Source organism: Actinoplanes cyaneus (genome assembly GCF_016862095.1).
Taxonomy (GTDB): Bacteria; Actinomycetota; Actinomycetes; order Mycobacteriales; family Micromonosporaceae; genus Actinoplanes; species Actinoplanes cyaneus.
In genome coordinates this window covers 33,666-55,430 of the sequence record NZ_BOMH01000068.1, presented here as the reverse complement: position 1 = coordinate 55,430, position 21,765 = coordinate 33,666, and the positions used below count along the sequence as shown (strand labels likewise).

Below are 21,765 nucleotides of genomic sequence, written 5' to 3'. Positions count from 1 at the left end.
CCGGCTCCGATCCCGGCCCGTTTTCCAGGGGAAACTGCTTTCCCGCGTACGGGCGGCGGGCAGATGCATACGCTGGCGCGGTGGCAGACTCGTCGGGCACGGCCAGCCGGTTCTCCTTCCGCGACATGCCGATCGCCGGGAAGTTGCGCGGTCTCGCGGGCGTGGTCTGCGCCCTGCTGATCGTCGTCGGGGTGTTCGGCCTGGTCCAGCTGAGCCGCACCCAGGACAGGCTCTCGCACCTCTACAACAGCAACCTGCACGACGTGCGGGCGCTGGGTGAGATCGCCGCCGACTACCGGGACGTCCGGCTCGCGATGCGCGCGCTGGCGATGGCCGGGACCGCGGACACCACCTCCGCCCTGCAGCGGCTGGACACCTCGGTCGCGACCCTGGACCAGGTCTGGGCCTCGTTCGCCCCGGCGGCCGGCGGCGACCCCGACGAGGCGGCGTTCGCGACGAACTGGGCGTCGTACAAGACCCTGATGAACGACCAGCTCCGGCCACTGGCCACCGCGGGCCGACTGGCCGAGTTCAACAAGGTGGTAACCAACCAGGTGAACCCGCTCGCGGACGCGATCAACACCGCGGTCGACAACCTGATCACCAAGGACGACTCGGCCGCCAAGAAGTCGATCGACGACTCCGCGGACGCGTACTCCACCGCCCGCCTCATCATGATCATCCTGCTCGTGGTCGCGGTGCTGCTGACGTTCGTCGTGGTGCAGGTCATCGTCCGGGCCGTGTCCCGCCCGCTCAGCGAGACGGTCGCCGTGCTCACCGGGCTCGCCCAGGGACGCCTCGACCAGCGGGTGACCATCTACGGCCGGGACGAGGTCGGGCGGATGGGCGAGGCCCTCAACAGCGCGCTCGGCCGGCTCAACGAGACCGTCTCCACCGTGGTCGAGTCCGCGTCCCAGCTCAACAGCGCGTCCATGCAGATCAGCGGCGCGTCCCAGAGCCTGTCCCAGGCCGCCACCGAGCAGGCCGCCAGCGTCGAGGAGACCACCGCGAGCATCGAGCAGATGACCGCCGGGATCGGGCAGAACAGCGAGAACGCGGCGGCCACCGAGGGCATCGCGACGAACACCGCGGCCGAGGCGCAGGAGGGCGGCGACGCCGTCCAGCGGACGGTCGCGGCGATGAAGGAGATCACCAGCAAGATCGCGATCATCGACGACATCGCGTTCCAGACGAACATGCTCGCCCTGAACGCGACGATCGAAGCGGCCCGGGCCGGCGAGCACGGCAAGGGCTTCGCCGTCGTCGCCACCGAGGTCGGCAAACTCGCCGAGCGCAGCCAGATCGCCGCGCAGGAGATCAGCGAGCTGGCGGCGGGCAGCGTGCAGACCGCGGAACGGGCCGGTGACCTGCTGTCCACCATGATCCCCAACATCATCCGTACGTCGGACCTGGTCCAGGAGATCGCCGCCGCCAGTGGCGAGCAGTCCACCGGCGTGCGCCAGATCAACATCGCGATGTCGCAGATCGGCAAGGTCACCGAGCAGACCGCGTCGTCCAGCGAACAGCTGGCGGCCACCGCGGAGCAGATGTCGGCGCAGACCGCGCAGCTCACGTCGCTGATGGACTTCTTCCAGGTGGGCGGCTCCCACCGGCCGGCCCGATCGACCTGGCCCGCCAACCCGGCGCCCCGCAACTGGGGCGCCTACAACGAGAACTCGACACCCGTCCTGGCCTCCGCCGGCGCCACCCCCGTCGACCTGGAAGCCAAGTTCGACCGCTTCTGACCCGGTGCCGCGCGCTGACCACCGCCGCGAGCGCCCGGACGCTCCGTTCCCGTCACCCCGCCGGCTCGGCGGTGCCAGGATGACGGCGATGAGCGGAGAGTTGAGTTACGACGCGGCCGGGCTGACGCGTCCGGGGACGAACCGGCGCCGTTACCAGCGGGCACTGTCGACGCCCTGACCGAGGCCGCGGCGGAGCAGACCGACGGGGCCGACGTCGCCACCTTCACCGTCACCGTCGCCGGCTGACCACCGGGCCGTGCGTCTTTCTCACCGGCGCCGAAACGGTTCGCCGGCCCGGACGGGATCGCCGCCGGCCGGTGAGCGGCCCGTCCGGCACGCCGCTGCGTGTCGCGTCGAGCGTCGCGGGCCGGGTTCGACGGCTGGCGATTTCGCCGATGCTGGAAGGACATGTGTGCACTGAGGATGCAGAAACCACCGAAATCCAGGAGGTTTCATGCGTCGTCTCGTCGTCCTGCTCACCGCTCTGCTGGCCGCTCTGGCGCTCAGCCCGGCCCTGCCCGCGGCCGCCGCGCCCGGGACCCCGGTGATCTTCGTGCACGGGTACACCGGCAGCGCGTCGAACTGGACCACCGCCATGTCGGTGTTCCGCGCCGGTGGATACTCCAGCAGCGACCTGTTCGCCTACGAGTACAACTCGTACGGGAACAACATCACCAACGCGCAGGGCCTGGCCACCTACGTCAGCCAGGTCCGGGCGCGCACCGGCGCCGCTCAGGTCGACATCGTCAACCACTCGATGGGCGGCCTGGTCAGTCTCTGGTACCTGAAGCAGCTGGGCGGCGCCCAGTACGTCAGGCATCTGGCGTCGATCGCCGGCGCCAACCACGGCACGACGTACGCCGGAGCCTGTCTGGTCTATGTGACCTGTCAGCAGATGTATCCGGGTTCGTCGTTCATCACCACGCTGAGCTCGGGTGACGAGACGCCGGGCAGCACCAGGTACGGCACGTGGTACTCGCCGTGCGACGGCATCATCATCCCCTACACCAGCACCGTCCTCAGCGGCGCGACGAACAACTACGTGGCGTGCCAGACCCACCTCGGGTACCTGACCGACACGATCACGCTCGCCCAGATCAGGTCGTTCCTGGCGAGCTGACCGTTCCACCGATCGGGCGTGCGGCGCGGCATTGCGCCGCGCGCCCGGCGGTCCCCAGACTGAAGTGGTGAGCGTCAGAGAGGTCTACCTGGACTCGGCCGCGATCGTCACGGCCCTGCTGGCACATCCGGCCGTCGCGGAGTGCTGGGCTGCCCCGAGCGCGCTGCCGCGAATGCGGGTCGGCGCGCTCACCGCCCATCTCGTCTTCCAGATCACCCAGGTGCCGCCCGTCCTGGACGCGCCGGTGGAGAACGACCGGGTCGCTCTCCCGGAGCACTTCGCCAGGTCCACCTGGATCGACGCGGATCTCGACAGCGAGGTGCACACCTACATCCGCCGGGTCTCCGAACAGGAGGCGACCGCCGGAGCCCCGGCCTTGTCCGAGTCGGCCGTCATCGCGCTGGCCGAGCTGCGGCGACGGCTGCCGGCCGAGCCGCCCGAGCGGGTGATCCAGTTGCCGTTCGGCCCGTGGGCGCTGACGCTCGACGACTACCTGACCACCCGCCTGCTGGAACTGGTCGTGCACACCGACGACCTGGCCACCAGCCTCGGTGTGACCACCCCCGAGTTCCCGCCGTCCTGTTTCGACGCGGTCACCGCCGTCCTCTGCCACCTGGCCGCCCGCCGCCACGGCCGGCCCGCCTTGCTCCGCGCCCTGAGCCGCGCCGAACGAGCCCCGGCAACCATCGCCGGGCTCTAGACCGGAATGAGGCGGAAGATCCGGAGTGTGCGGTGGGAGGCCTGCTCGCGGTAGCGGGCGTATCCCGGCCACTGGTCGACGAACAACTGCCAGAGCCGTTCGCGCTCCTCACCTGTCGCCTCGTGCGCCTCGACCGTGATGTCGCGCCCGCCGATCGTCACGGTCGCCCGCGGTTCGGCGCGCAGATTGTGGACCCAGCCGGGCGCGTGCGGCCCACCCCAGTTGGAGCCGACCACCACGTAGGCGTCGCTCTCCCGTACGTACTGCAAAGGGGATTTGCGCTCCTGGCCGCTCTTGCGGCCGACGGTCGTGAGCAGGAGACCGGGCGCCATGCCGAGCGCCACGACGCGGCCGCGGGTGACCCGGCTCAGCCAGCGGTCGATGGTGACCGTGCGTTTCGCGACCGGGGTGAACCCGGGGATCGATCCGGCCACGCGCCACAGACTCTTCCAGACCACGCGTGCTCCGTTCAGCCGATCACCTTTCCGGGGTTGAAAAGGTCGAGTGGGTCCAGAGTCTGCTTGATCGCGACCTGCATGGCCAGCACCCCGGGCGACAATTCCTGGCGCATTCCGGCGCGTTTCAGCAGACCGACGCCGTGCTCGCCGGTCACCGTCCCGCCCATGCCGATGGCCGCGGTCAGCATGTCCTCGAAGGCCGCCTGCGCCGCACGCCGTGCCTGGTCGTCACCGACCGGTGCGAGGATCAGCGGGTGCAGGTTGCCGTCGCCGGCGTGCGCGATCGTGGCAATGGTCGCGCCGTGACGAGCGGCGATCTCTTCGATCAGAGACAGCATTCGCGGTACGTGTGAGCGGGGCACGCAGATGTCCTCCGTCAGCACCGGGCCGAGCCGTTCGAGCGCCGGGTAGGCGAGGCGTCGCGCCGCGAACAGCGCCTCGGCCTCGCTCGCGTCGGTCGACTGCTCGGCCCACAACGCCCCGGCCGCGCGGAACACCCCGGCGATCGCGCTCGCCTCGTCGTCGCCGGGCGTGTCCGACTGGGCGAGCAGCAGCGCCGCCGCGTCCGCCTCGATGCCGAGGTGCTTCCACTCCTCGACGGCGCGCAGGCACGTGCGGTCGAGCAGCTCCAGCGCGGCCGGCACCAGCCCGGCGCGGGTGATCGCGGCGACCGCCTCACCTGCCGCGACGACGCTGCCGAACGCGCCCACCACGGTTTTCGGGGCTTCCGTGCGGGCCGGGCGCAGTCGCAGGGTGATCTCGGTGATGATCCCGAACGTGCCTTCCGAGCCGGTGAAGAGGCCGGCCAGGTCGTATCCGCTGACGCCCTTGGTGGTGCGCCGGCCGAGGCGGACCGCCGTCCCGTACTCCCCCGCCGGGCCGCCGACGACCGCTTCCAAGCCGAGCACATAGTCCCTGGTCACGCCGTACTTGAGGCAGCACAGCCCACCGGCGTTGGTCGCAACGTTGCCGCCGATCGTCGACCAGGGGGCGCTGGCCGGGTCCGGTGGGTACCAGAGGCCGTGCTCGGCGACGGCCCGCTTCAGGTCGTCGTTGACGACGCCGGGCTGGACCGTGGCGGTCAGGTTCTCCGCGTCGATCTCGACGATCCTGGTCATCTTCGACAGGTCGACGATCATCGCACCGTCGACCGCGTTGGCGCCGCCGGAGAGCCCCGTCCCGGCGCCGCGGGCGATGATCGGAATCCGGTTCGCGGCACACGCCCCGACCACCCGCTGCACCTCGGCGGTCGTGCGCGGACGCACCGCTGCCAGCGCTTTCCCGAAGGGCGCCCACTCCGCGTCGTCGTGGCTGAGGCTCGCCAGCACGTCCGGGTCGTCGACGACGTCCAGACCGGCCAGCTCCGGGATCGTTGGCATGGGTCCGACCTTACGCGCGACAATGTCGCACTCCGAGTGCAAGATTCTGCGCCGGATGGCCTACCGTGTCGGGATGGATGATCGACCCGTCGTGCTGATCACCGGTGCGAGCGCCGGCCTGGGTGAGGAGATGGCCCGGCAGTTCGCCGCGCTGGGCTACGACCTCGCGCTGTGCGCCCGCCGGATCGACCGCCTGTCCGCTCTGGCCGCCACCCTCACCGGCGTACGCGTGATCGTCAAGCAGTTGGACGTCACCGACGACGACGCCGTCTTCGCCGTGTTCCAGCAGTTCGCTGACGAGTTCGGCCGCATCGACCGGGTCATCGTCAACGCCGGCCTGGGTAAGGGCGCGCCGCTGGGCACCGGCCGTTTCGACGCGAACCGCGCCACCGCGATGGTCAACTTCGTCGGCGCGCTGGCCCAGACCGAAGCCGCCCTGCAGATCTTCCGGGCCCAGGGCCGCGGTCATCTGGTCCTGATCTCGTCGATGTCCGCGCTCCGCGGCATGCGCAAGTCGATGACCACCTACGCCGCGACGAAAGCGGGCGTGGCGGCGATCGCCGAGGGTGTCCGTTCCGAGCGCATTCCGGGCGTCGACGTCTCGGTCGTCTATCCCGGCTACATCGAGTCGGAGATGAACGCGCACGTCAAGCAGAAGACCAAGTTCATGGTCAAGACCGACATTGGCGTACGGGCGATGGTGTCCGCCATCGAGAAACGCAAAGTGAAAGCGTACGTTCCGGCGTGGCCGTGGGTTCCGATCGGTTACGCCATGCGCGTCCTGCCGCTCTCCCTCGTCCGGAAGGTGGTCTGATCATGGCCCGGTTGCTGCTGGTCCGCCACGGTCAGGCGTCGTTCGGCGCCGAGGACTACGACGCTCTCTCCCCGCTGGGCCACGAGCAGGCTCTCGTCCTGGGCCGGTCCCTGGCGGCTCGCGGCATCAAGCCGGCCCTGGTCCTGCGTGGCACCATGCGCCGTCACGAGGAGACCCTGTCCGGAATTCTGGACGGTCTCGGATCCGCGGTCCCGACGGTCTGCGACCCCGGCTGGAACGAGTTCGACTTCCAGCACGTCGTGGAGATCCACCGCCCGGCCTATCGGGACCGCTCCGCGATGCTGGCCGAGCTGGCGCTCTCCGACCGGCCGGACCGAGCGTTCCAGGAAGTCTTCGACGCCGCCACCGTGCGCTGGTCGTCGGGCCGGCACGACGCGGAGTACATCGAGTCGTTCAGCGCCTTCCGCACCCGGGTGGCAGCGGCGTTGTCCGAGGTCACCACGTTGCTGGCCCAGCACCGGGACATCCTCGCGGTCAGTTCCGGCGGCCCGATCGCCATGGCCGCCGCACTGATAACGGCCGGTCCGGAATTCCCCGCGCCGCTGTGGGCGTCGTTCAACCGGGTCTCGGTCAACACCGGCGTCACCAAGGTGATCGCCGGCCGCGGCGGGCTGTCGCTCTCGACGTTCAACGAGCACACCCACGTCGAGAGCGACTCCCGCCTGCTCACCTACCGCTGAGAGACTCAGGCGGCCTTCGACAGGGACTCGAACTCGTCGTCGGTCAGCTCGACGCGCTCGGCGGCCTGGTTCTCCTCCAGGTGGGCGACCGACGACGTACCCGGGATGGGAACGACGATCGGGGACCGGCGCAGCAGCCAGGCGATGGCGAGCTGGCCGGTCGTGACGCCGGGGTGGTTCGCGGCGACCTTCTCCAGCGGGCCGCCCGGCCGCGCCAGGTTGCCGGCGTCGACCGGCGCCCACGGGATGAACGCGATCCCCTGCTCGGTGCAGAAGTCGAGCAGCTTCTCCGCACGGCGGTCACCGAGGTTGTAGCGGTTCTGGACCGAGGCGACCGGAACGCCGGCGGCCTGCGCCTCCTGAACGTCCTCGACGCTGACCTCGGAGAGGCCGACCTGCTTGACCAGGCCCTCGTCGAGGAACTCGCGGAGCGTGGCGAACTGCTCCTCGCGCGGGGTCCGCGGGTCGATGCGGTGCAGCTGCCACAGGTCGATCTGCTCGACGCCGAGGCGGCGCAACGACATCAGGACGCACTGGCGCAGGTACTCGCGGCGCCCGAGCGCGGCCCAGATGTTCGGCCCGTGCCGGGTGAAGCCGCCCTTGGTGGCGATCACGACGTCGCCGTACCCCGTGCCGTCGTGCAACGCCTCACGGATCAGGTTCTCGGAGACGTCCGGTCCGTACGAGTCCGCGGTGTCGATGAACGTGACGCCGAGCTCGACGCTGCGCCGCAACACCCGGATGGCCTCGTCGTGGTCGGCCGGCGGCCCCCAGATGCCCGGCCCGGTGATGCGCATCGCGCCGTACCCGAGCCGGTTGACGGTCTTCCCGCCGAGGTCGATGGTGCTCATTGCTCTCCTTGATCCAGAAAATCGTCGATCACCGGCTGGACGTCGCCGGCGAACTCGTCGAAGAACCCGTGCCGCCCGCCCTCGTGCAGGTGCAGCACCGCGCCCGGGATGCGCCGGGCCAGCAGCGGCGCGTTCGCGGACGGGACCATCCGGTCGTCGGTGCCGTGCAGGACCAGGGTCGGCGCCGTGATCCGCGGCAGCACGTCCCACGCGTCGTGCCGGTTGCTGGCCCGCAGATGGGCGCGGCTCTCCTCGGCGGTCATCGTCGGATCGCCGAACAGGTGGCTGTGCCCGTCCCACGCGCCGGTGTAGAACAGCTCACGCAACGTCCGCGCGGCGTCCGCGGAGGCGAGCCGTTTGCGCACCTCGGGCGTGCGCTCGTGGGCGTGCTCACCACCGGGCGAGGTGCACGCCAGGATCAGCCGGTCGACGAGCGACGGATGCCGCGCGGCGAGGTGCTGCGCGACCCGGCCACCCATCGACGTGCCGTAGACGACAGCACGTTTCCCGTGCGCGCGGATCACCGCGGCGGCGTCCTCGGCGAACCACGGCGTGGACCAGTCGCCGACCGGGCCGCGGCTCGCGCCCGTACCCCGATAGTCGAAACTGACGACGCGGAACCTGTCCTCGAACGGCTCCCGCAGCCCGGTCCACCAGGCGTGCGAGTTCGCCTGCCCGGAGAGCAGCAGGAGGGTCGGCCCGTCGGCACGCCCACTGACCTGAACAGCCAGGGGAAAGCCATCGCCGGTCAGCACGGGTTGATCTTACGCGCCGGCCGGCAGTCGATCGCTGTCGCGCGGCACCTTGTCGGCGGCTGAGCGCGTCGCGCCGGCGCGGGGTGCTGGCTGGTGCTCACCGTGGTTGTTCGTGCTCATGACCACGGTGAGCACCAGCGGGGAAAGCGTGAGCCGCGCCGTGGGCCGACACGGAGGCAGGGCCGGCGCCGGCTCGCGGCTGGTCACCACGGTGGCGGCCCGCTCTTGCGCAGGCGGCACGGGCAGGCGGCGGCCGGTCCGTGACCTGGCGGCGGATGCCCGGTTCGGCCTGGTCGGAGCGTCCGGCTGTCGGCATGGGACGGACGTCGCATCAGCCCTTGCGGCCGGCCGTGGCGACGCCCTCGATGAAGTAGCGCTGACCGCCGCTGAACAGCAGCAGCATCGGGAGGGTGACGATCAGCGCGGCGACCATGACGTACTGGTAGTCGGCGTGACCACCGGCGGTCGGACTGTACTTGGTCATGGCGTAGGCGATGCCCAGCGGCGCGGTGAAGCTCTCGACCGAGCCGCCGTTAAGGTAGATCAGCGCGGCCTGGAAGTTGTTCCAGGAGGCCTGGAACTCGAAGAGGAAGACGATGATGAAGGACGGGATCGACAGCGGCATGGCGATGCGCCGGAACAGCTGCCAGTAACTGGCGCCGTCGATGCGGGCCGCCTCGAACAGCTCGCGCGGCAGGCCCAGGAAGAACTGCCGCTGCAGGAAGATGTAGAAGCCGGAGCCGAAGAGGTTGGCGCCGAACAGCGGCACCCACGTCCCGAGCAGCCCGGTCTGCTTCCAGATCAGGTACGTCGGGATCATCGTGACCGAGGCCGGCAGCATCATCGTGGCCAGCACCAGGCCGAAGAGCAGGTTGCGGCCGGGGAAGCGGAAGTAGGCGAAGCCGAACGCGACGACCGAGCTGGAGACGGCCACCAGCGCGGCGGCCAGGAACGCGATGGACACGCTGTTGAAGATCCAGTGCAGCAGCGGCAGCTGGTCCCAGACCTCCACGTAGTTGCCGAAGCGCCAGGTGTGCGGGATCAGCGCGTTGTCGAAGACCTGCCCGGACGGTTTGAGGCTGGCCGAGACGAGCCACACCAGGGGGTAGAGGAACAGTGCGGTGAACCCGATCAGGAGCAGGAACAGCACGACCTGGCCGGTCGTCCAGCGGCGGGCCCGGGCCGTGCGCGGGGTGGGAGTCGTCGTGGCCATCAGCGCTCCGCCTCGTAGTACACGTACCGGTTGCCGATCCTGACCTGCAGGTAGGTCAGGACCATCAGGATCAGGAACAGCAGCCAGGCCATCGCCGCGGCGAAGCCGAAGTTGAACTGGCGGAACGCCTGCTGGAACAGGTAGACCGCATAGAACAGCGAGGATTCCGGTGCGACGTTGTTCTGGTCCCGCCAGAAGAGCAGGTACGCCTGGTCGAAGACCTGGAAGGCGTAGATCGTCAGGATGATGACGTTGAAGAACACCGCCCCCGAGATCATCGGCAGGGTGATCGCGAAGAACTGGCGGATCGGGCCGGCGCCGTCGAGGGCGGCCACCTCGTAGAGGTCGCGGGGCACGTTCTTGAGCGCGGCCAGGAAGATCACCATGGTGCCGCTGACTCCCCAGAGGGCCATCAGCACGATCGACGGGCGTACCCAGGCCGGGTCGACCAGCCACTGCGGCCCCTCGATCCCGGCCGCCCGCAACCCCCTGTTGATCGCGCCGGTGTTGCCGTTGAGCAGCAGCAGGAAGACCGCGGCCGTCGCCACGGCCGGGGTCATCTTCGGCAGGTAGTAGACGGTGCGGAAGAAACCGGCGCCGCGCCGCACCCGGTTCAGCAGGATCGCCAGCAGCAGCGCGAGGCAGATCTCCAGCGGCACGGCCAGGACCGCGAAGAACAGGGTGTTGCGCAGCGAGCCGGCGACCCGCGGGTCGTCCAGCAGCGCCCGGTAGTTGTCCAGGCCACCGGGCCGCATCCGGCCGGTCGCCAGGTTGAAGTGACTGAACGAGATGGCCAGGCTGTAGATCATCGCGCCGAGCGTGAAGACCAGGAAGCCGATGATCCAGGGAGTGATGAACAGGTAGCCGGCCACCGCCTCCCGGCGGTTGTACTTGCGCGCTCTCAGCGCCGCCGGCATCGCTCAGCCACCGGCGATCGACGTGTACGCCGCCATGGCCGCCGTCTGCGCGTCCTGCAGCGCCTTCTGCGGCGTCTTCTGGCCCAGCAGCGTGGTGGTGATCGCGGTGGTCAGCTCCTGCTTGAGCTGCTGGCCGGCCGGCGAGAGCCCGGCGCTGCGGCCGGTGGCGACCACGTCGTAGAAGGTGTTCACGACCTGATCGAACCCGGCGTTGCCGCTGGACTTGACGAACTTCTCGCGGATCGCCCGGTCGGGGCCGGGCGAGCCGGTGAACAGCCCGGTGTTGACCGACTTGTCCTTGGCCCGGGTGGCGGCCCGCGCCTCGGCGGCGGCGTTCCACGCGCCGTCCTCGGTCAGCCTCAGCGCCCACTTGCAGGCCGCGGCGGGGTTCTTGGCCTTGGCCGGGATCACGAACGAGCCGCCGTAGGCCACCGCCACCGGCTTGCCGTCGCTGCCGCGGAACGGCACGGCGCTCAGCTCGGCCTTGTCCTTGTAGGGCGCCAGCACGTTGGCGTACCACTGCGCATCGACCTCGGCGCCGACCTGCCCGCGCACGAACTGGTTCTGGTCGCCGAACACGTCGAACGCGTCGGTGAAGCTCTTGTACCGGGCGAATCCGCCCTGCGCGTCGACGATGCGCTTGAGCAGCTCCAGCGGTCGTACGTTGCTGGGGTCGTCCAGGGTGGGCACGCCCTTGTCACCGACGAGCTTGCCGCCCTGCGCGACGAACCACAGGTAGGTCTGCCCGACGGCCTGCGGGTTGAAGCCGAGCGTCGTGGGGACTCCCCCGCTCGCCTTGTACATCTTGGCGATCGCGGCCAGCAGCACGTCCGGCTTCGAGGTGTCGATGTCGGCGGGTGTGACCCCGGCGGCCCGCATCACCGTGGTGTTCAGCAGGATCGCCGGCGGCTGGTAGAACTGCGGCACCGCCCAGAGCTGGTCCTTGTATCGCACGTCGTCCAGGACGTTGGCGTACCACCGCTGCGCCGGGTCGACCTGGTTGGCCGTGAAGCAGCTGTCCAGCGGCAGGATCAGGCCCTGCGCGGCGTAGGTGCCCACATACTCGCGGTCCATCTGCACCACGTCGGGCACCTCGCCGGAGGCCAGCCGGGCGGTGAACTTCTGCGCGTCGAACCCGGTCTGGTCCATCGTCAGGGTCACGCCGGGCAGCGCCTTGGCCGCGTATCCGAGCCGCGCCTTGCCGACGTCGTCGGCGTTGTCGAAGGCCCACGCCGTCAGCGTGCCGGCGGCGTCGGCACCGAAGTTCGCGGTGGCGCCGCCGCCGGCGTCACCGGACTCGCAGGCCGCGGTGAACGTGCCCACCCCGAGTGCCAGGACGAGACCGGCGGTCAGCGTGATCGATCGTCTTCCCCGCATGGCGCCACGCCCCTTCGCAGTGAACTGCAGCGGCGCATACCCACTTCGACTTCATTGCACACCATCGATGCCTTCGATCGATGGCTGCACAGGGTGCGATCTACGTCTACAGTGGGCGTAATTCGTGCAGGTAGGGGGCCGCGCATGAAGTTCGGCGCACTCGTGTTTCCGTTTCATGACCCGACCGAGGATCCGACCCTCCAGCTGGAGGGGGATCTTGCCCTTGCCGAGCACTGCGACCGGCTGGGGTTCGACGAGTTCTGGTTCGGCGAGCACCACTCCGGTGGCTGGCAGATCATCGCGTCGCCGGAGCTGATGATCGCCGCGGCGGCGCAGCGCACGAAACGGATCCGCCTCGGGACCGGGGTCGCGACGTTGTCGTACCACCATCCGTTCCTGCTGCTGGACCGGATCATCCAGCTCGATCACCTGACCCGCGGCCGGCTGATCTTCGGGGTGGGGTCGGGGGCGCTGCCGCTGGACGCGAGCATGATCGGCCACGATCCGATGCAGGCGCGCCGGATGTTGGAGGAGTCCCTCGAGGTCATCACGGCGCTGCTGCGGTACGAGGGGCCGGTGACCCGCAAGACCGACTGGTTCCACCTGGATCAGGGCGTCATGCACCTGCGGCCGTACCAGTGGCCGCTCGACATCCGGGTCGCCGCGTTCAAGTCCCCGGCCGGGCCGCGCCTGGCGGGCCGGTTCGGCGCGGGGATCGTGTCGTTCGGGGCGTCGGCGGCGATCGGGACCGGCTCGGAGAACCCGTTGCGCACCACGGCGGAGATCGCGCAGGCCGAGGCGGAACAGGTGGGCCTGCAGTTCGACCGCAGTCGCTGGTCGGTGATGAGCCTGATGCACGTCGCCGCGACCGAGGAGCAGGCGCGCGCCGAGGTGCGGCGCGGGCTCACGACGTACATCAAGTTCGTTCGTCAGATCCTGCCGATGAACGTGCCGGTGGATCTCGACGACCCGGATGCCGTGATCGATGTCCTGATGACCACCGGCACCGCGGTGATCGGGACCCCGGAGCAGGCGATCCGGCACATCGAGAAGATGTGGGAGCTCAGCGGCGGGTTCGGGACGTTCCTGATCGAGCAGTCGGACATCGCGGACCCCGAGGCGACCCGCCGGTCGTACGAGTTGTTCGCCCGTCGCGTGATCCCCTACTTCACCGCGGCGACGTGGCCGCGGATCCGGGCGTACGAGCAGGAGTTGCAGTCCGGCGGGCTGACCCGGCGGACGATGGCCGCCGCGCAGGCCAAGGCCGGCGTCGAGTACTACCACGAGGTCGCCGACCGCAGGCGCGCCCAGTGACGAGCGATCTTCGGAAGGTTGAGCACATGACGGACACCCGAGTCGACGTGACGGTGCTGGGCAGCGGCATCGGTGGCAGCACCGTGGCCGCGATCCTGGCGCGCCTGGGCCTCTCGGTCGCGATCGTGGACGCGGCGAGACATCCCCGGTTCGCGCTCGGCGAGTCGACGATCGGCGAGACGTCGTTCCTGTTGCGACTGCTCGCCGCGCGCTACGACGTGCCGGAGCTGGCGCACGTGTCGACCAGCGGCGGCATCCAGGAGCACGTGAGCAAGCGGTGCGGCATCAAGACCAACTTCGGGTTCGTCTATCACCACGAGGGTCAGGAGCATGACCCGTTCGAGGTGACGCAGTGCAGCGTGTCGGAGGGACCGTTCGGTCCCGAGTCCCACCTGATGCGGGCGGACATCGATCAATACCTCTTCAATGCCTGCGTACGATATGGCGCGATCGCCCGCGAGGGTGTCCGCATCCGATCAGTGGACATCCAGCCGTCCGAGGCCGTGGTGGTCCTCGACGACGGCGAGACCTTCCGCAGCGACTACGTGATCGACGCGACCGGGCGCACCTCGGTGCTGGCCGAGAAGTTCGGCCTGCGGGAGGAGCCGTGCCGCTTCGAGACGAACTCGCGGACGATCTTCACGCACATGCGCGGCGTCGTCCCGTACGACACGGTCGAGAACTCCTCCGGCCAGCCGAACCTGTGGCACGAGGGCACGCTGCACCACCTCTTCGACGGCGGCTGGATGTGGGTGATCCCGTTCGACAACCGCGAGGGCAGCGAGTCCGACCTGGTCAGCGTCGGGCTGAGTCTCGACGTCGACAAGTTCCCGAAGCGCGACGGCGTCTCCGCCGAGCAGGAGTGGGACGAGTTCCTGGACCGGTTCCCGCCGCTCAAGCGCCAGTTCGCGAACGCCACCTCGGCGTTCCGCTGGATCTCCACCGGCCGCACGCAGTTCTCCTCGTCGCGGACGGTCGGCGATCGCTGGGTCCTGATGAGCCACGCCGCGGGCGCGATCGACGCCCTGTTCAGCCGCGGGATGGCGAACACCATGGCGGTCATCGAGGCGTTCGTGCCGCTGTTGCTGACGGCGCGCGAGACCGGCGACTACTCGGCCGGGCACTTCGCCTACCTCGACCGGCTCAACCAGAACATCCTCGACAACAACGACAAGCTGATCGCCGGGTCGTACATCGCCTTCCGTGACTTCGACCTGTGGCGTGCCTGGTCGAAGATGTGGTACCTGGCGTGGAACCTCGGCGTCATCCGCATCGCCGGCACGTACTACCAGTTCCTCGAGACCGCCGACCCGGCCCTGCTCGACCGGCTCCACCAGGGCCCAGTCCCCGGCTCGTTCTGTCCGGATCTGCCCAGTGCCCAGGCGCAGTTCAACGCCTGCTTCGACGTGCTGCGCCGGGTCCGTGACGGCCTGCTCTCCCCCACCGACGCGGTGCCCGAGCTCGCGTTCATCCTCGGCGACGGCGAGGCCTCCCCGTCACCGCTCAACCTGCACGACGTGCTGCGCCGCTGGCACGACGGGTCGATGGAGACGCAGCGCCTCATCTACCAGTGGGGGCGGACCGCGGCGCCGCTTGCGCTGCGCCCGTACTTCGACTACGACCGGGCCACCATCGCCAAGGCCGCCGACCTGGTCAGGGCCGCTTAGATCAACCCCGTTGCCCCGTACGTCATAGGCATGGTGTCGTGGCGGGCCGAACCCACGACAAGCGGCTGCTTGCGCCATTAGCTGAACTACCGCTGCGGTCCGGCTGCCGCTCAACTTGCATGGTGACCATCACGATCAGTGCCCGCCGAGCGACAGTGGGACTGCACTCTCAGGCCGCATCTCCGAGCTCGCGCCAACCGCCACCGACCGGGTACCTCACCTGTCGAGCGCTCAACTGCCGATGGAAGACGTCGCAGGCGGCTGGCGCTCATCGTGGTAATGCCGTCCGCGACAACCCCGGTGAGTACCAGCCTTGCGCCGATGCGACGACCTCGGCTGCCGCGGACAACGCGCGCGGTTCGGGTCGGGCCGCGTACGCGGTCCGTTCAATCTGATTCGTCCCCGATTCCGGACGGATCGGGGATGATCTGGCAGGCGTTGGCGATCTCTCCATCGCGGACGAGTCCGTCGATCGCTTCGAGCATCGCGGTGATACCGGGCCGGGGCGTGATGACGAGGTCCGTCGTGTAGAAGTAGCGGCCTCCGGCGGCTTCGCCGGTCTGCTCCCATCGGCTCAGCACGGCGTTGATGGCGTCGAGGGTCATCAGGCTCGCGTAGTAGGTCGGCCCGCCGGTCACGGTGACGTAGATGTCCTGATCCTGTAGTTGTTCCAGGTCATCGTTCCGGCGAGCGGGAAAGCGGGCAACGAACCCGTCGCGCTCGATGACGAGGAAGGGCCCGTCCTGCGTGATTTCCATGGGTGTGTCGATGTCCTGTCGCCGAGATGCCTCCGACACGCTGCATCAGATCATGGCGTGCGCAGCGCCGGATCGGTGTGCCGGGCGCCGCCGGCGGTCGGGGGCGGGTCCAGGTAGGTACGGTCGATCCGGTCCCCGCCCAGGTTGGTCACCACCTCGTAGCTGACCGTGCCCAGCGCCGCGGCCCAGTCGTGTGCCGTGGGCTCGCCGTGGACGCCGGGGCCGAGCAGGGTCGCCACGTCGCCGACCGCCACCGGGTCGTCGCCGCACTCCACGACCAGTTGGTCCATCGAGACCCGGCCGATGATCGGGCGCCGGGCGCCGCCCAGCCAGACGTGACAGCGGTTCCCGGCCGCGCGGGGGACGCCGTGGGCGTAGCCGAGCGGGATCAGCGCCACCGTGGCCGGCCGGTCGGTGACGTACGTGTGGCCGTATCCGACGCCGCACCCGGCGCCGAGCCGTTTCGTCGCCGCGACGCGGGCGCGCAGTGCCATGCTGGGCCGCAGGACGGTGCCGGGACCGGCCCGCGGGGTGAGGCCGTAGAGCGCGCTGCCGGCCCGGACCATGTCGAAGCGGGCGGCCGGCAGGTCCAGCGCGGCGGCCGAGTTGGCCAGGTGGCGGCAGACGTCCCGCAGACCTGCCGCAGCGGCCGTGTCGAGCGCCCGGGTGAAGCGGCCGATCTGACGCCGGTGTTCCGGATGGCCCGGGTCGTCGACGTGCACGAGGTGACTCCACACGCCGACCACCCGGACCAGGCCGTCGGCCGCCGACCGGGCCGCCGCGCCGACCAGCGCCGGCCACTGTTCCGGCCGGGCTCCGCCGCGCCCGAGACCGGTGTCGGCCTTCAGGTGCACGAGAGCCGGCACGCCGGTACGCAGAGCGGCGCCCCGCAGCGCGTCCAGTTCCTCCGTCGAGGAGGCGGAGAGGTGGATCCCGGCGACGACGGCGGAGTCGCGTGGCACGTACGGTGGCACCAGCCACGCCAGGACCGGTGCGGTGATCCCGGCCGCGCGCAGGCGCATCGCCTCGGCCAGCGACGCGGTGCCCAGCCAGGTGGCGCCACCGGCCAGGGCGGCGCGGGCCACCGACAGCGCGCCGTGGCCGTACCCGTCGCCTTTGACCACTGCCATCACCTCGGTGCCGGCGGCGGCCAGTACGGTCGCGGTGTTGTGCCGGATCGCGCCGAGGTCGATCTCGGCCCGCGCCTGCCACCCGGTCTCCCGTCCGGGCGGCGAGGGTACGACGGTGACCGTCGAGAACATCACCGCCGCCTAGTTGGTGCGGTAGACGACGGGTCGATAGTCGGCGAATCGGCGGAAGTCGCGGTACGCGGCGTCGTAGTCCTTGTTCCACACCAGGAACACGCCGCCGTTGTCGGAGAGCGACTCGCCGTGCCCGATCACCTGACCGGGACGCACCTTCCAGGTCATCTCGTACTCGCTCTCGATGTCCGGCTCGACGAGGCGCTCGACGGTCCCGGCCCGTTTCGGGATCACCCCGTCGTAGCAGTACACCCGCTCCCCGTCGTACGGCCGTGAGGCCGGCCCGCCTTCGATCTCCAGGGCCAGGTTGACCAGGGCGACGCCGTAGTTGCGCTGCATGGCGGCCACTCCGGCCATGCCCTTGAAGCGGGCGGCCACCTCGAGGAAGACGAGCTCGTCCGCGGCGGTCCGGAACAGCTCCAGGTGTGACGCCCCGTCGGGACGGCCGAGCGCGTCCAGGGCCGCCTCCCCGAAGGCGATCATGCGCGGCACCCGCGCGTCGGAGTCGATCAGGTTGACGTCGACGTTGACCCGGCCCTGCTGGACCTGAGCCGAGTTCACCAGGTACTCGGTGACGCCGGCGAACACCGGGAGTCCGCCCCGGGAGATGATGTTGACGCTGTACATGGTGCTGTCGATGAACTCCTCGTACTCGTACGCCCAGCCCAGCTCGGCCGGCAGCCGCCGATGGTCCTCGGCCGAGTCGATCCGGTACACGCCGTCGGAGGAGTTGCCGTCGACCGGCTTGAGGACGAACGGCAGGCCGACCTCCGCGACGATCCGGTCGAAGTAGCGGGCCGGGTCCTCGGCGGCGGCCACCGCGTCGTACTCGCCGAACGCGGGGACGCGGATCCCGGCCGTACGGACGAGCTCCTTCATGATCAGTTTGTCGCGGAACGGCAGGATGTCGGCGTGCCGCGGCCCGGGAAGCCCGAACTCCTCGCGCAGCCGGGCGGTGAGCAGCAGGTTGCGCTCGTCGAAGCTGTGCAGCGTGACGTCCCGGCGCGGCTCCGCGGCCAGCACCTCGCCGATCACCCGCCGTGCGCCGTCCACGTCGACCAGTGACGACTCGGCGGCCGTGGGATCGGCCTTTCCGCAGGGCAGGACGGCGACGCGGCTGAACAGGTCCCGGTGCGCGGCCGGGATGAACGGCTCGTCGTGGGTGGAGAAGATCCCGACGAACCGCACCCCGTCCGGGTCGTGCAGCAGGTCGCGCCGGAACGCGCCGAAGCCCCGGGTGCCGATGACGATGACGGTACGCATGAGATCAGCTCGTTTCGTTGACAAGGGAACGGTTCATGGCCCGTACGCGGCGGTCGGTTCGTTCCAGCAGCAGCAGCAACGGCACCGAGGCGAGACTGATCGCGATGAGGGCCAGCAGGGGCACGGCGGGTCCGCGACTGAACAGCAGGGAGAACAGCAACGGCGCGGTGACCTGCCCGAACGTCCAGGAGAGTTGGTACACGGCGAGGTACCGGCCGCGCAGGTGCTCCGGCGCCAGGTCCACGCTGAGTTGGTCGGTGGGCGGCGCCGACAGGCTCTCGCCAACGGTGAGCACGGCCATCGCGAGGAACAGCCCGGCCACCACGGACCAGCCCGGCGCGACGTCCAGCGCGGCGAAGAGCACGAAGGAGACCACGTGCACCAGCGACGCGGCGATCAGCACGCGGGTCGGCCGGTAGCGCTCGGTCCGCCGGGTGATCGCCGTCTGGGTCAGCACGATCTGCACGGTGTTGAGCACCAGCAGCACCCCGGCGATCCAGGCGCCGCGGTGCAGCCCCTGGTCGATGTAGAGGGCGAGCAGCACGTTGACGACCAGCGCGCTGAAGACGAAGGTGACGTTGACGCCGATCAGCAGCAGGTAGCGCCCGTCCCGCAGGACGGTTCCGTACCCGGCGGGGACGGCCGTCGCGGTGGCCGCCGGGCCGGCCGCCCCCGGCTCCGGGTGCCACCGCGTCAGCAGCACGGCGGCGACCACACAACTCACCGCGTTGCCGGCCATGATCGCCTGCAGGCCCGCGGTGCCGCTGAAGCCCAGAGACAGCGAGCCGGCGGCGGCGCCGAGACCCAGTCCGGCGTTGCGCAACGCGTGGACGAACCCGAACCAGCGGGTACGGTCCCGCGGCGCGGCGGCCAGCACCACCAGCGGGCTCGACGACGTCCAGTACGTCGCCTGGCCGGCCTGGACCAGGAAGCTCATCGCCACGATCTGCCACGGATGCCCGGCCGCCAGATAGCCGGTGAACCCGGCGGCGACGAGCAGGTTGCCGGCCGCCGCGGTGCGCCGGGCGCCGAACCGGTCGATCAGCGGGCCGACCAGCAGCGGCACCGGCAGGGCCAGCAGCCGGGCCAGCGAGAGGGAGCCGCCGATGGTCACCAGCGACAGCGACGTGGTCCGCACGAAGTAGATGATGATGAAGGTGGTGACCAGGCCGGTGCCGATGCTGTCGATGCCGGTCGCCGCGACGAACCTGCCATGTCCCCGTACGGCGGGGATGCCCCACCGGCCGGCGGCGCTCACCCGGGGATCCCGGCGGTGACCGGCCCGGCCGTGGTCCGCACCGTCACCCGGGACAGCAACTCGTCGCAGGTCCGCACCGCCTCGCCGGTGTCCACCCCGGTGGTCAGCAGCTGTCCGATCCGGTCGAAGCTGTCGGCGAGCGCGGCCACCTCGTCGCCGACCCCGACGCCGACCTCCAGGTCGACGAAACCGTGCTGGTCGCGCACCGCCTCGCACCCGTCGACGGCGGTCACCGTGCCGGGCGCCGCCAGCAGGAACCGGGTGGCCGCGCCGCGCCGCGCGACCGGCCGGCCGGGCAGCGCCTCGACGAGGCCGAACGGCCAGCCGACGGCGTACCGTTCCAGGTCGACGCCGTACGCGAGCTCCACCAGGTCCATCACCCGGTCGCCGGACACGCGGTCCTGCGACTCGATGACCCGGGGGCCCGCGGGCGACATCTTGACCTCGGTGGAGCTGATCCCGTCGCGCAGGCCCATCGCGTCGAGAAAGTCCGTCACGTACGCGACGAGTTGCTCCTCCTCGTGGGCCGGCAACCGGGCCGGGACCGCATGGCCGATCTCCACCACGCCGGCGCAGAGCTTCTCGGTGACGGCGATGACGACGTGCCGTCCGCCGAAGCTGAACGTCTCCACGGCGTACTCGGTGCCCTCGACGTACTCCTCGGCCAGCAGCCGATCGACCGGGTAGTAGCGGCCGATGCCGTCGCGGTGCCCGCGCAGCCCTGCGGGCACGTTCCAGGCCTGCTCGACCTGCCCGGCGTCCTCGACGATCACCACGCCGCGGCTGCCGGTGCCGTCGGCGGGCTTGAGCACGACGGGGTAGCCGTGCCGGGCCGCGAAGGCACGCACGTCCGCCGGGTCGCGCACCGGTTCGGCGGCGACCGTGCCGAGGCCGGTGGCGGCGAGGTGGCGGCGCATCGCCAGCTTGTCGCGGAACAGGTGGGACACCCGGTACGGGGTGCCGGGCAGCCGGAACCGGTCGTTGATCCGCCCGACGATCTCCACGCCCTGGTCGGCGAGGGAGACCGCCCGGCTGAACGACCACACCCGGTGGGCGGCGTCGACCAGCGGCTCGGTGACCGCCCAGTCGGTGTAGTCGACGAGGATGACGGCCTCGGCGTGCTCGCTGACGGCCGGGTCGAACAGTTCCTTGTGCTGCACCAGCACCACCCGGACACCGAGTTCGGCGGCCTTGCGGACGGTGTCGGGCCGGCCCCCGACGATGAGGAGCGTCTGCATGGAGAAGTCTTTCCGTGAGGGCCGGCCGGGATCGTCCGGTCAGGCGTGGTCCAGCCAGGAGCGCAGGAGGATGCGGTCGATCGAGTCGACGCGGCCGAGGTCGCCGGCGGCGGCCTTGCCGGCCAGTTCGGCCCGGGTGAACCACCGCGCGTCGAGGATCTCGTCGGCGTCGACGGTGGGGGTGTCGCCGGTGGCGGTCGCGCGGAACGCGACCATCAGCCCGGCGGGGAACGGCCAGGGTTGCGAGCCGGCGTAGGTGACCGCGCCGACGGTGAGGCCGACCTCCTCGGCCACCTCGCGGCGGACCGCGTCCTCGAGGCTTTCGCCGGTCTCGACGAAGCCGGCGAGGGTGGAGTACTGCCCCAGGACCGAGGCGCGGTGCCGGGCGAGCAGGCAGCGCCGCGGTTCGGTGGCCGACTCGACCAGCATCAGCACGGCCGGCTCGATCCGCGGGAACAGCAGCCGGCCGCAACCTTGGCAGGCACGGACGTGGCCGCCGTCGCGGGGCTCGGCCGCCGCCCCGCACCGGCCGCAGTACCGCTGGTTGCGGGTCCAGTGCAGCAGGCCGCGGGCGTACCCGAGGGTGGCCGCCGCGGCCGGGGTGTGCTCGGTGTAGACGGTGCGCACCGAGGCGATCCCGTCACCACCGGCCAGGGCCACCGCCGCGGAGCGGTCCAGGTCGGACAGGTCGACGGCGAAGACGCCGGCGTCGCCGTCGAGGCCGAGGAAGACGGCTTCGGCGGTGTCGTCGAGCAGTCGCCGCGCGGTCGTGCCGGTCGCGACGACGGCCCGCGGCGGGTCGCCGTGCACGACGCAGTCGTCCTGCCAGATCGGCACCACCCGGGTGTCCGGGCGGTCCCGCAGGCGGGCCAGCCACGCCGGGTCGGTGCGCTGCGTGCTCGCCCGATCCAACCAGCCTCCGGCGTACGGCGGTGGGGTCCCGGCCACTGCCACATCCACTGTCTCCAACGGTCA

At 70.5% G+C, this 21,765-nt stretch carries 20 protein-coding genes; 7 read left to right on the top strand and 13 right to left on the bottom strand.

Translation table 11 applies throughout. The annotated features are described in order from the left end of the window. The first annotated feature begins 80 nt into the window (after positions 1 to 80). From Acy02nite_RS38350 to Acy02nite_RS38340, 3 genes are all read left to right on the top strand, one after another. Complete coding sequence (locus Acy02nite_RS38350) at positions 81 to 1,745, top strand: methyl-accepting chemotaxis protein (RefSeq protein WP_203752830.1); 1,665 nt, start codon at positions 81 to 83, stop codon at positions 1,743 to 1,745. A 454-nt stretch (positions 1,746 to 2,199) separates the two neighbouring features. Beyond that, positions 2,200 to 2,865, top strand: a complete 666-nt coding sequence (locus Acy02nite_RS38345) for an esterase/lipase family protein (protein ID WP_203752828.1) — start codon at positions 2,200 to 2,202, stop codon at positions 2,863 to 2,865. A 67-nt stretch (positions 2,866 to 2,932) separates the two neighbouring features. Beyond that, positions 2,933 to 3,565 (top strand): maleylpyruvate isomerase N-terminal domain-containing protein, encoded by a 633-nt coding sequence (locus Acy02nite_RS38340; protein ID WP_203752825.1) that lies wholly within the window; start codon positions 2,933 to 2,935, stop codon positions 3,563 to 3,565. Here Acy02nite_RS38340 and Acy02nite_RS38335 read toward each other — a convergent pair. After that, the gene (locus tag Acy02nite_RS38335) at positions 3,562 to 4,023 is read right to left on the bottom strand and encodes a nitroreductase/quinone reductase family protein (RefSeq protein ID WP_203752823.1); all 462 of its coding nucleotides are present in this window, start codon (positions 4,021 to 4,023) and stop codon (positions 3,562 to 3,564) included. The genes Acy02nite_RS38340 and Acy02nite_RS38335 overlap by 4 nt on opposite strands. An 11-nt stretch (positions 4,024 to 4,034) precedes the next feature. Next, complete coding sequence (locus tag Acy02nite_RS38330; RefSeq protein ID WP_203752820.1) at positions 4,035 to 5,402, bottom strand: FAD-binding oxidoreductase; 1,368 nt, start codon at positions 5,400 to 5,402, stop codon at positions 4,035 to 4,037. Positions 5,403 to 5,475: 73 nt separating this feature from the next. Here Acy02nite_RS38330 and Acy02nite_RS38325 point away from each other — a divergent pair, with 73 nt between their 5' ends. Continuing rightward, the gene (locus Acy02nite_RS38325) at positions 5,476 to 6,216 is read left to right on the top strand and encodes an SDR family oxidoreductase (RefSeq protein WP_203752817.1); all 741 of its coding nucleotides are present in this window, start codon (positions 5,476 to 5,478) and stop codon (positions 6,214 to 6,216) included. Positions 6,217 to 6,218: 2 nt separating this feature from the next. Then, positions 6,219 to 6,917, top strand: coding sequence for a histidine phosphatase family protein (locus tag Acy02nite_RS38320; RefSeq protein ID WP_203752814.1), 699 nt, complete (start codon positions 6,219 to 6,221; stop codon positions 6,915 to 6,917). 5 nt (positions 6,918 to 6,922) lie between these two features. Here the strand turns inward: Acy02nite_RS38320 and Acy02nite_RS38315 are convergent, their stop codons facing one another. The 5 genes from Acy02nite_RS38315 to Acy02nite_RS38295 form a co-directional block, all read right to left on the bottom strand. Continuing rightward, positions 6,923 to 7,768 (bottom strand): aldo/keto reductase, encoded by an 846-nt coding sequence (locus Acy02nite_RS38315; RefSeq protein ID WP_203752811.1) that lies wholly within the window; start codon positions 7,766 to 7,768, stop codon positions 6,923 to 6,925. Further along, the gene (locus tag Acy02nite_RS38310; protein ID WP_203752808.1) at positions 7,765 to 8,523 is read right to left on the bottom strand and encodes an alpha/beta fold hydrolase; all 759 of its coding nucleotides are present in this window, start codon (positions 8,521 to 8,523) and stop codon (positions 7,765 to 7,767) included. The genes Acy02nite_RS38315 and Acy02nite_RS38310 overlap by 4 nt, the downstream gene beginning before the upstream one ends. Before the next feature lie 331 nt (positions 8,524 to 8,854). Next, positions 8,855 to 9,736, bottom strand: coding sequence for a carbohydrate ABC transporter permease (locus tag Acy02nite_RS38305; protein WP_203752805.1), 882 nt, complete (start codon positions 9,734 to 9,736; stop codon positions 8,855 to 8,857). Next, positions 9,736 to 10,653, bottom strand: a complete 918-nt coding sequence (locus tag Acy02nite_RS38300) for a carbohydrate ABC transporter permease (protein ID WP_203752802.1) — start codon at positions 10,651 to 10,653, stop codon at positions 9,736 to 9,738. Before Acy02nite_RS38300 ends, Acy02nite_RS38305 begins: the two co-directional genes overlap by 1 nt. 3 nt (positions 10,654 to 10,656) lie before the next feature. Then, complete coding sequence (locus tag Acy02nite_RS38295; protein WP_203752800.1) at positions 10,657 to 12,030, bottom strand: ABC transporter substrate-binding protein; 1,374 nt, start codon at positions 12,028 to 12,030, stop codon at positions 10,657 to 10,659. 144 nt (positions 12,031 to 12,174) lie between these two features. On the opposite strand from Acy02nite_RS38295, the gene Acy02nite_RS38290 reads away from it, so the two are divergent. Together Acy02nite_RS38290 and Acy02nite_RS38285 are read left to right on the top strand one after the other, a co-directional pair. After that, positions 12,175 to 13,344, top strand: a complete 1,170-nt coding sequence (locus Acy02nite_RS38290; protein WP_203752791.1) for an LLM class flavin-dependent oxidoreductase — start codon at positions 12,175 to 12,177, stop codon at positions 13,342 to 13,344. A gap of 26 nt (positions 13,345 to 13,370) precedes the next feature. After that, the gene (locus Acy02nite_RS38285; protein ID WP_203752789.1) at positions 13,371 to 15,011 is read left to right on the top strand and encodes an NAD(P)/FAD-dependent oxidoreductase; all 1,641 of its coding nucleotides are present in this window, start codon (positions 13,371 to 13,373) and stop codon (positions 15,009 to 15,011) included. Positions 15,012 to 15,397: 386 nt separating this feature from the next. Here Acy02nite_RS38285 and Acy02nite_RS38280 read toward each other — a convergent pair whose 3' ends face one another. From Acy02nite_RS38280 to nudC, 6 genes are read right to left on the bottom strand one after another with little or no spacing between them, the layout of a single operon-like run. Next, the gene (locus Acy02nite_RS38280; RefSeq protein WP_203752787.1) at positions 15,398 to 15,808 is read right to left on the bottom strand and encodes a hypothetical protein; all 411 of its coding nucleotides are present in this window, start codon (positions 15,806 to 15,808) and stop codon (positions 15,398 to 15,400) included. 11 nt (positions 15,809 to 15,819) lie between these two features. Next, positions 15,820 to 17,031 carry an alanine racemase gene (alr, locus tag Acy02nite_RS38275; RefSeq protein ID WP_203752786.1) on the bottom strand — a complete coding sequence of 404 codons (1,212 nt, stop codon included), beginning with the start codon at positions 17,029 to 17,031 and terminating at the stop codon, positions 15,820 to 15,822. A gap of 9 nt (positions 17,032 to 17,040) precedes the next feature. Beyond that, entirely contained in the window at positions 17,041 to 18,294 is a 1,254-nt protein-coding gene (locus tag Acy02nite_RS38270; protein WP_203752785.1) for an ATP-grasp domain-containing protein, read from the bottom strand. 4 nt (positions 18,295 to 18,298) lie between these two features. Beyond that, positions 18,299 to 19,552 (bottom strand): MFS transporter, encoded by a 1,254-nt coding sequence (locus tag Acy02nite_RS38265; protein ID WP_203752784.1) that lies wholly within the window; start codon positions 19,550 to 19,552, stop codon positions 18,299 to 18,301. Then, positions 19,549 to 20,790, bottom strand: a complete 1,242-nt coding sequence (locus Acy02nite_RS38260) for an ATP-grasp domain-containing protein (RefSeq protein WP_203752783.1) — start codon at positions 20,788 to 20,790, stop codon at positions 19,549 to 19,551. The genes Acy02nite_RS38265 and Acy02nite_RS38260 overlap by 4 nt, the downstream gene beginning before the upstream one ends. Positions 20,791 to 20,829: 39 nt before the next feature. Further along, positions 20,830 to 21,759: an NAD(+) diphosphatase gene (gene nudC / locus Acy02nite_RS38255; RefSeq protein WP_203752781.1), complete on the bottom strand. Its 930-nt coding sequence runs from the start codon at positions 21,757 to 21,759 to the stop codon at positions 20,830 to 20,832. Positions 21,760 to 21,765: the final 6 nt, after the last annotated feature.

Coding starts and splice junctions, on each gene's coding strand:
- Acy02nite_RS38295 (WP_203752800.1), bottom strand. CDS start 12,030: ATGCGGGGAAGACGATCGATCACGCTGACCGCCGGTCTCGTCCTGGCA.
- Acy02nite_RS38315 (WP_203752811.1), bottom strand. CDS start 7,768: ATGAGCACCATCGACCTCGGCGGGAAGACCGTCAACCGGCTCGGGTAC.
- Acy02nite_RS38330 (WP_203752820.1), bottom strand. CDS start 5,402: ATGCCAACGATCCCGGAGCTGGCCGGTCTGGACGTCGTCGACGACCCG.
- Acy02nite_RS38345 (WP_203752828.1), top strand. CDS start 2,200: ATGCGTCGTCTCGTCGTCCTGCTCACCGCTCTGCTGGCCGCTCTGGCG.
- Acy02nite_RS38260 (WP_203752783.1), bottom strand. CDS start 20,790: ATGCAGACGCTCCTCATCGTCGGGGGCCGGCCCGACACCGTCCGCAAG.
- Acy02nite_RS38270 (WP_203752785.1), bottom strand. CDS start 18,294: ATGCGTACCGTCATCGTCATCGGCACCCGGGGCTTCGGCGCGTTCCGG.
- Acy02nite_RS38320 (WP_203752814.1), top strand. CDS start 6,219: ATGGCCCGGTTGCTGCTGGTCCGCCACGGTCAGGCGTCGTTCGGCGCC.
- Acy02nite_RS38290 (WP_203752791.1), top strand. CDS start 12,175: ATGAAGTTCGGCGCACTCGTGTTTCCGTTTCATGACCCGACCGAGGAT.
- alr (WP_203752786.1), bottom strand. CDS start 17,031: ATGTTCTCGACGGTCACCGTCGTACCCTCGCCGCCCGGACGGGAGACC.
- Acy02nite_RS38300 (WP_203752802.1), bottom strand. CDS start 10,653: ATGCCGGCGGCGCTGAGAGCGCGCAAGTACAACCGCCGGGAGGCGGTG.
- Acy02nite_RS38305 (WP_203752805.1), bottom strand. CDS start 9,736: ATGGCCACGACGACTCCCACCCCGCGCACGGCCCGGGCCCGCCGCTGG.
- Acy02nite_RS38325 (WP_203752817.1), top strand. CDS start 5,476: ATGGATGATCGACCCGTCGTGCTGATCACCGGTGCGAGCGCCGGCCTG.
- Acy02nite_RS38285 (WP_203752789.1), top strand. CDS start 13,371: ATGACGGACACCCGAGTCGACGTGACGGTGCTGGGCAGCGGCATCGGT.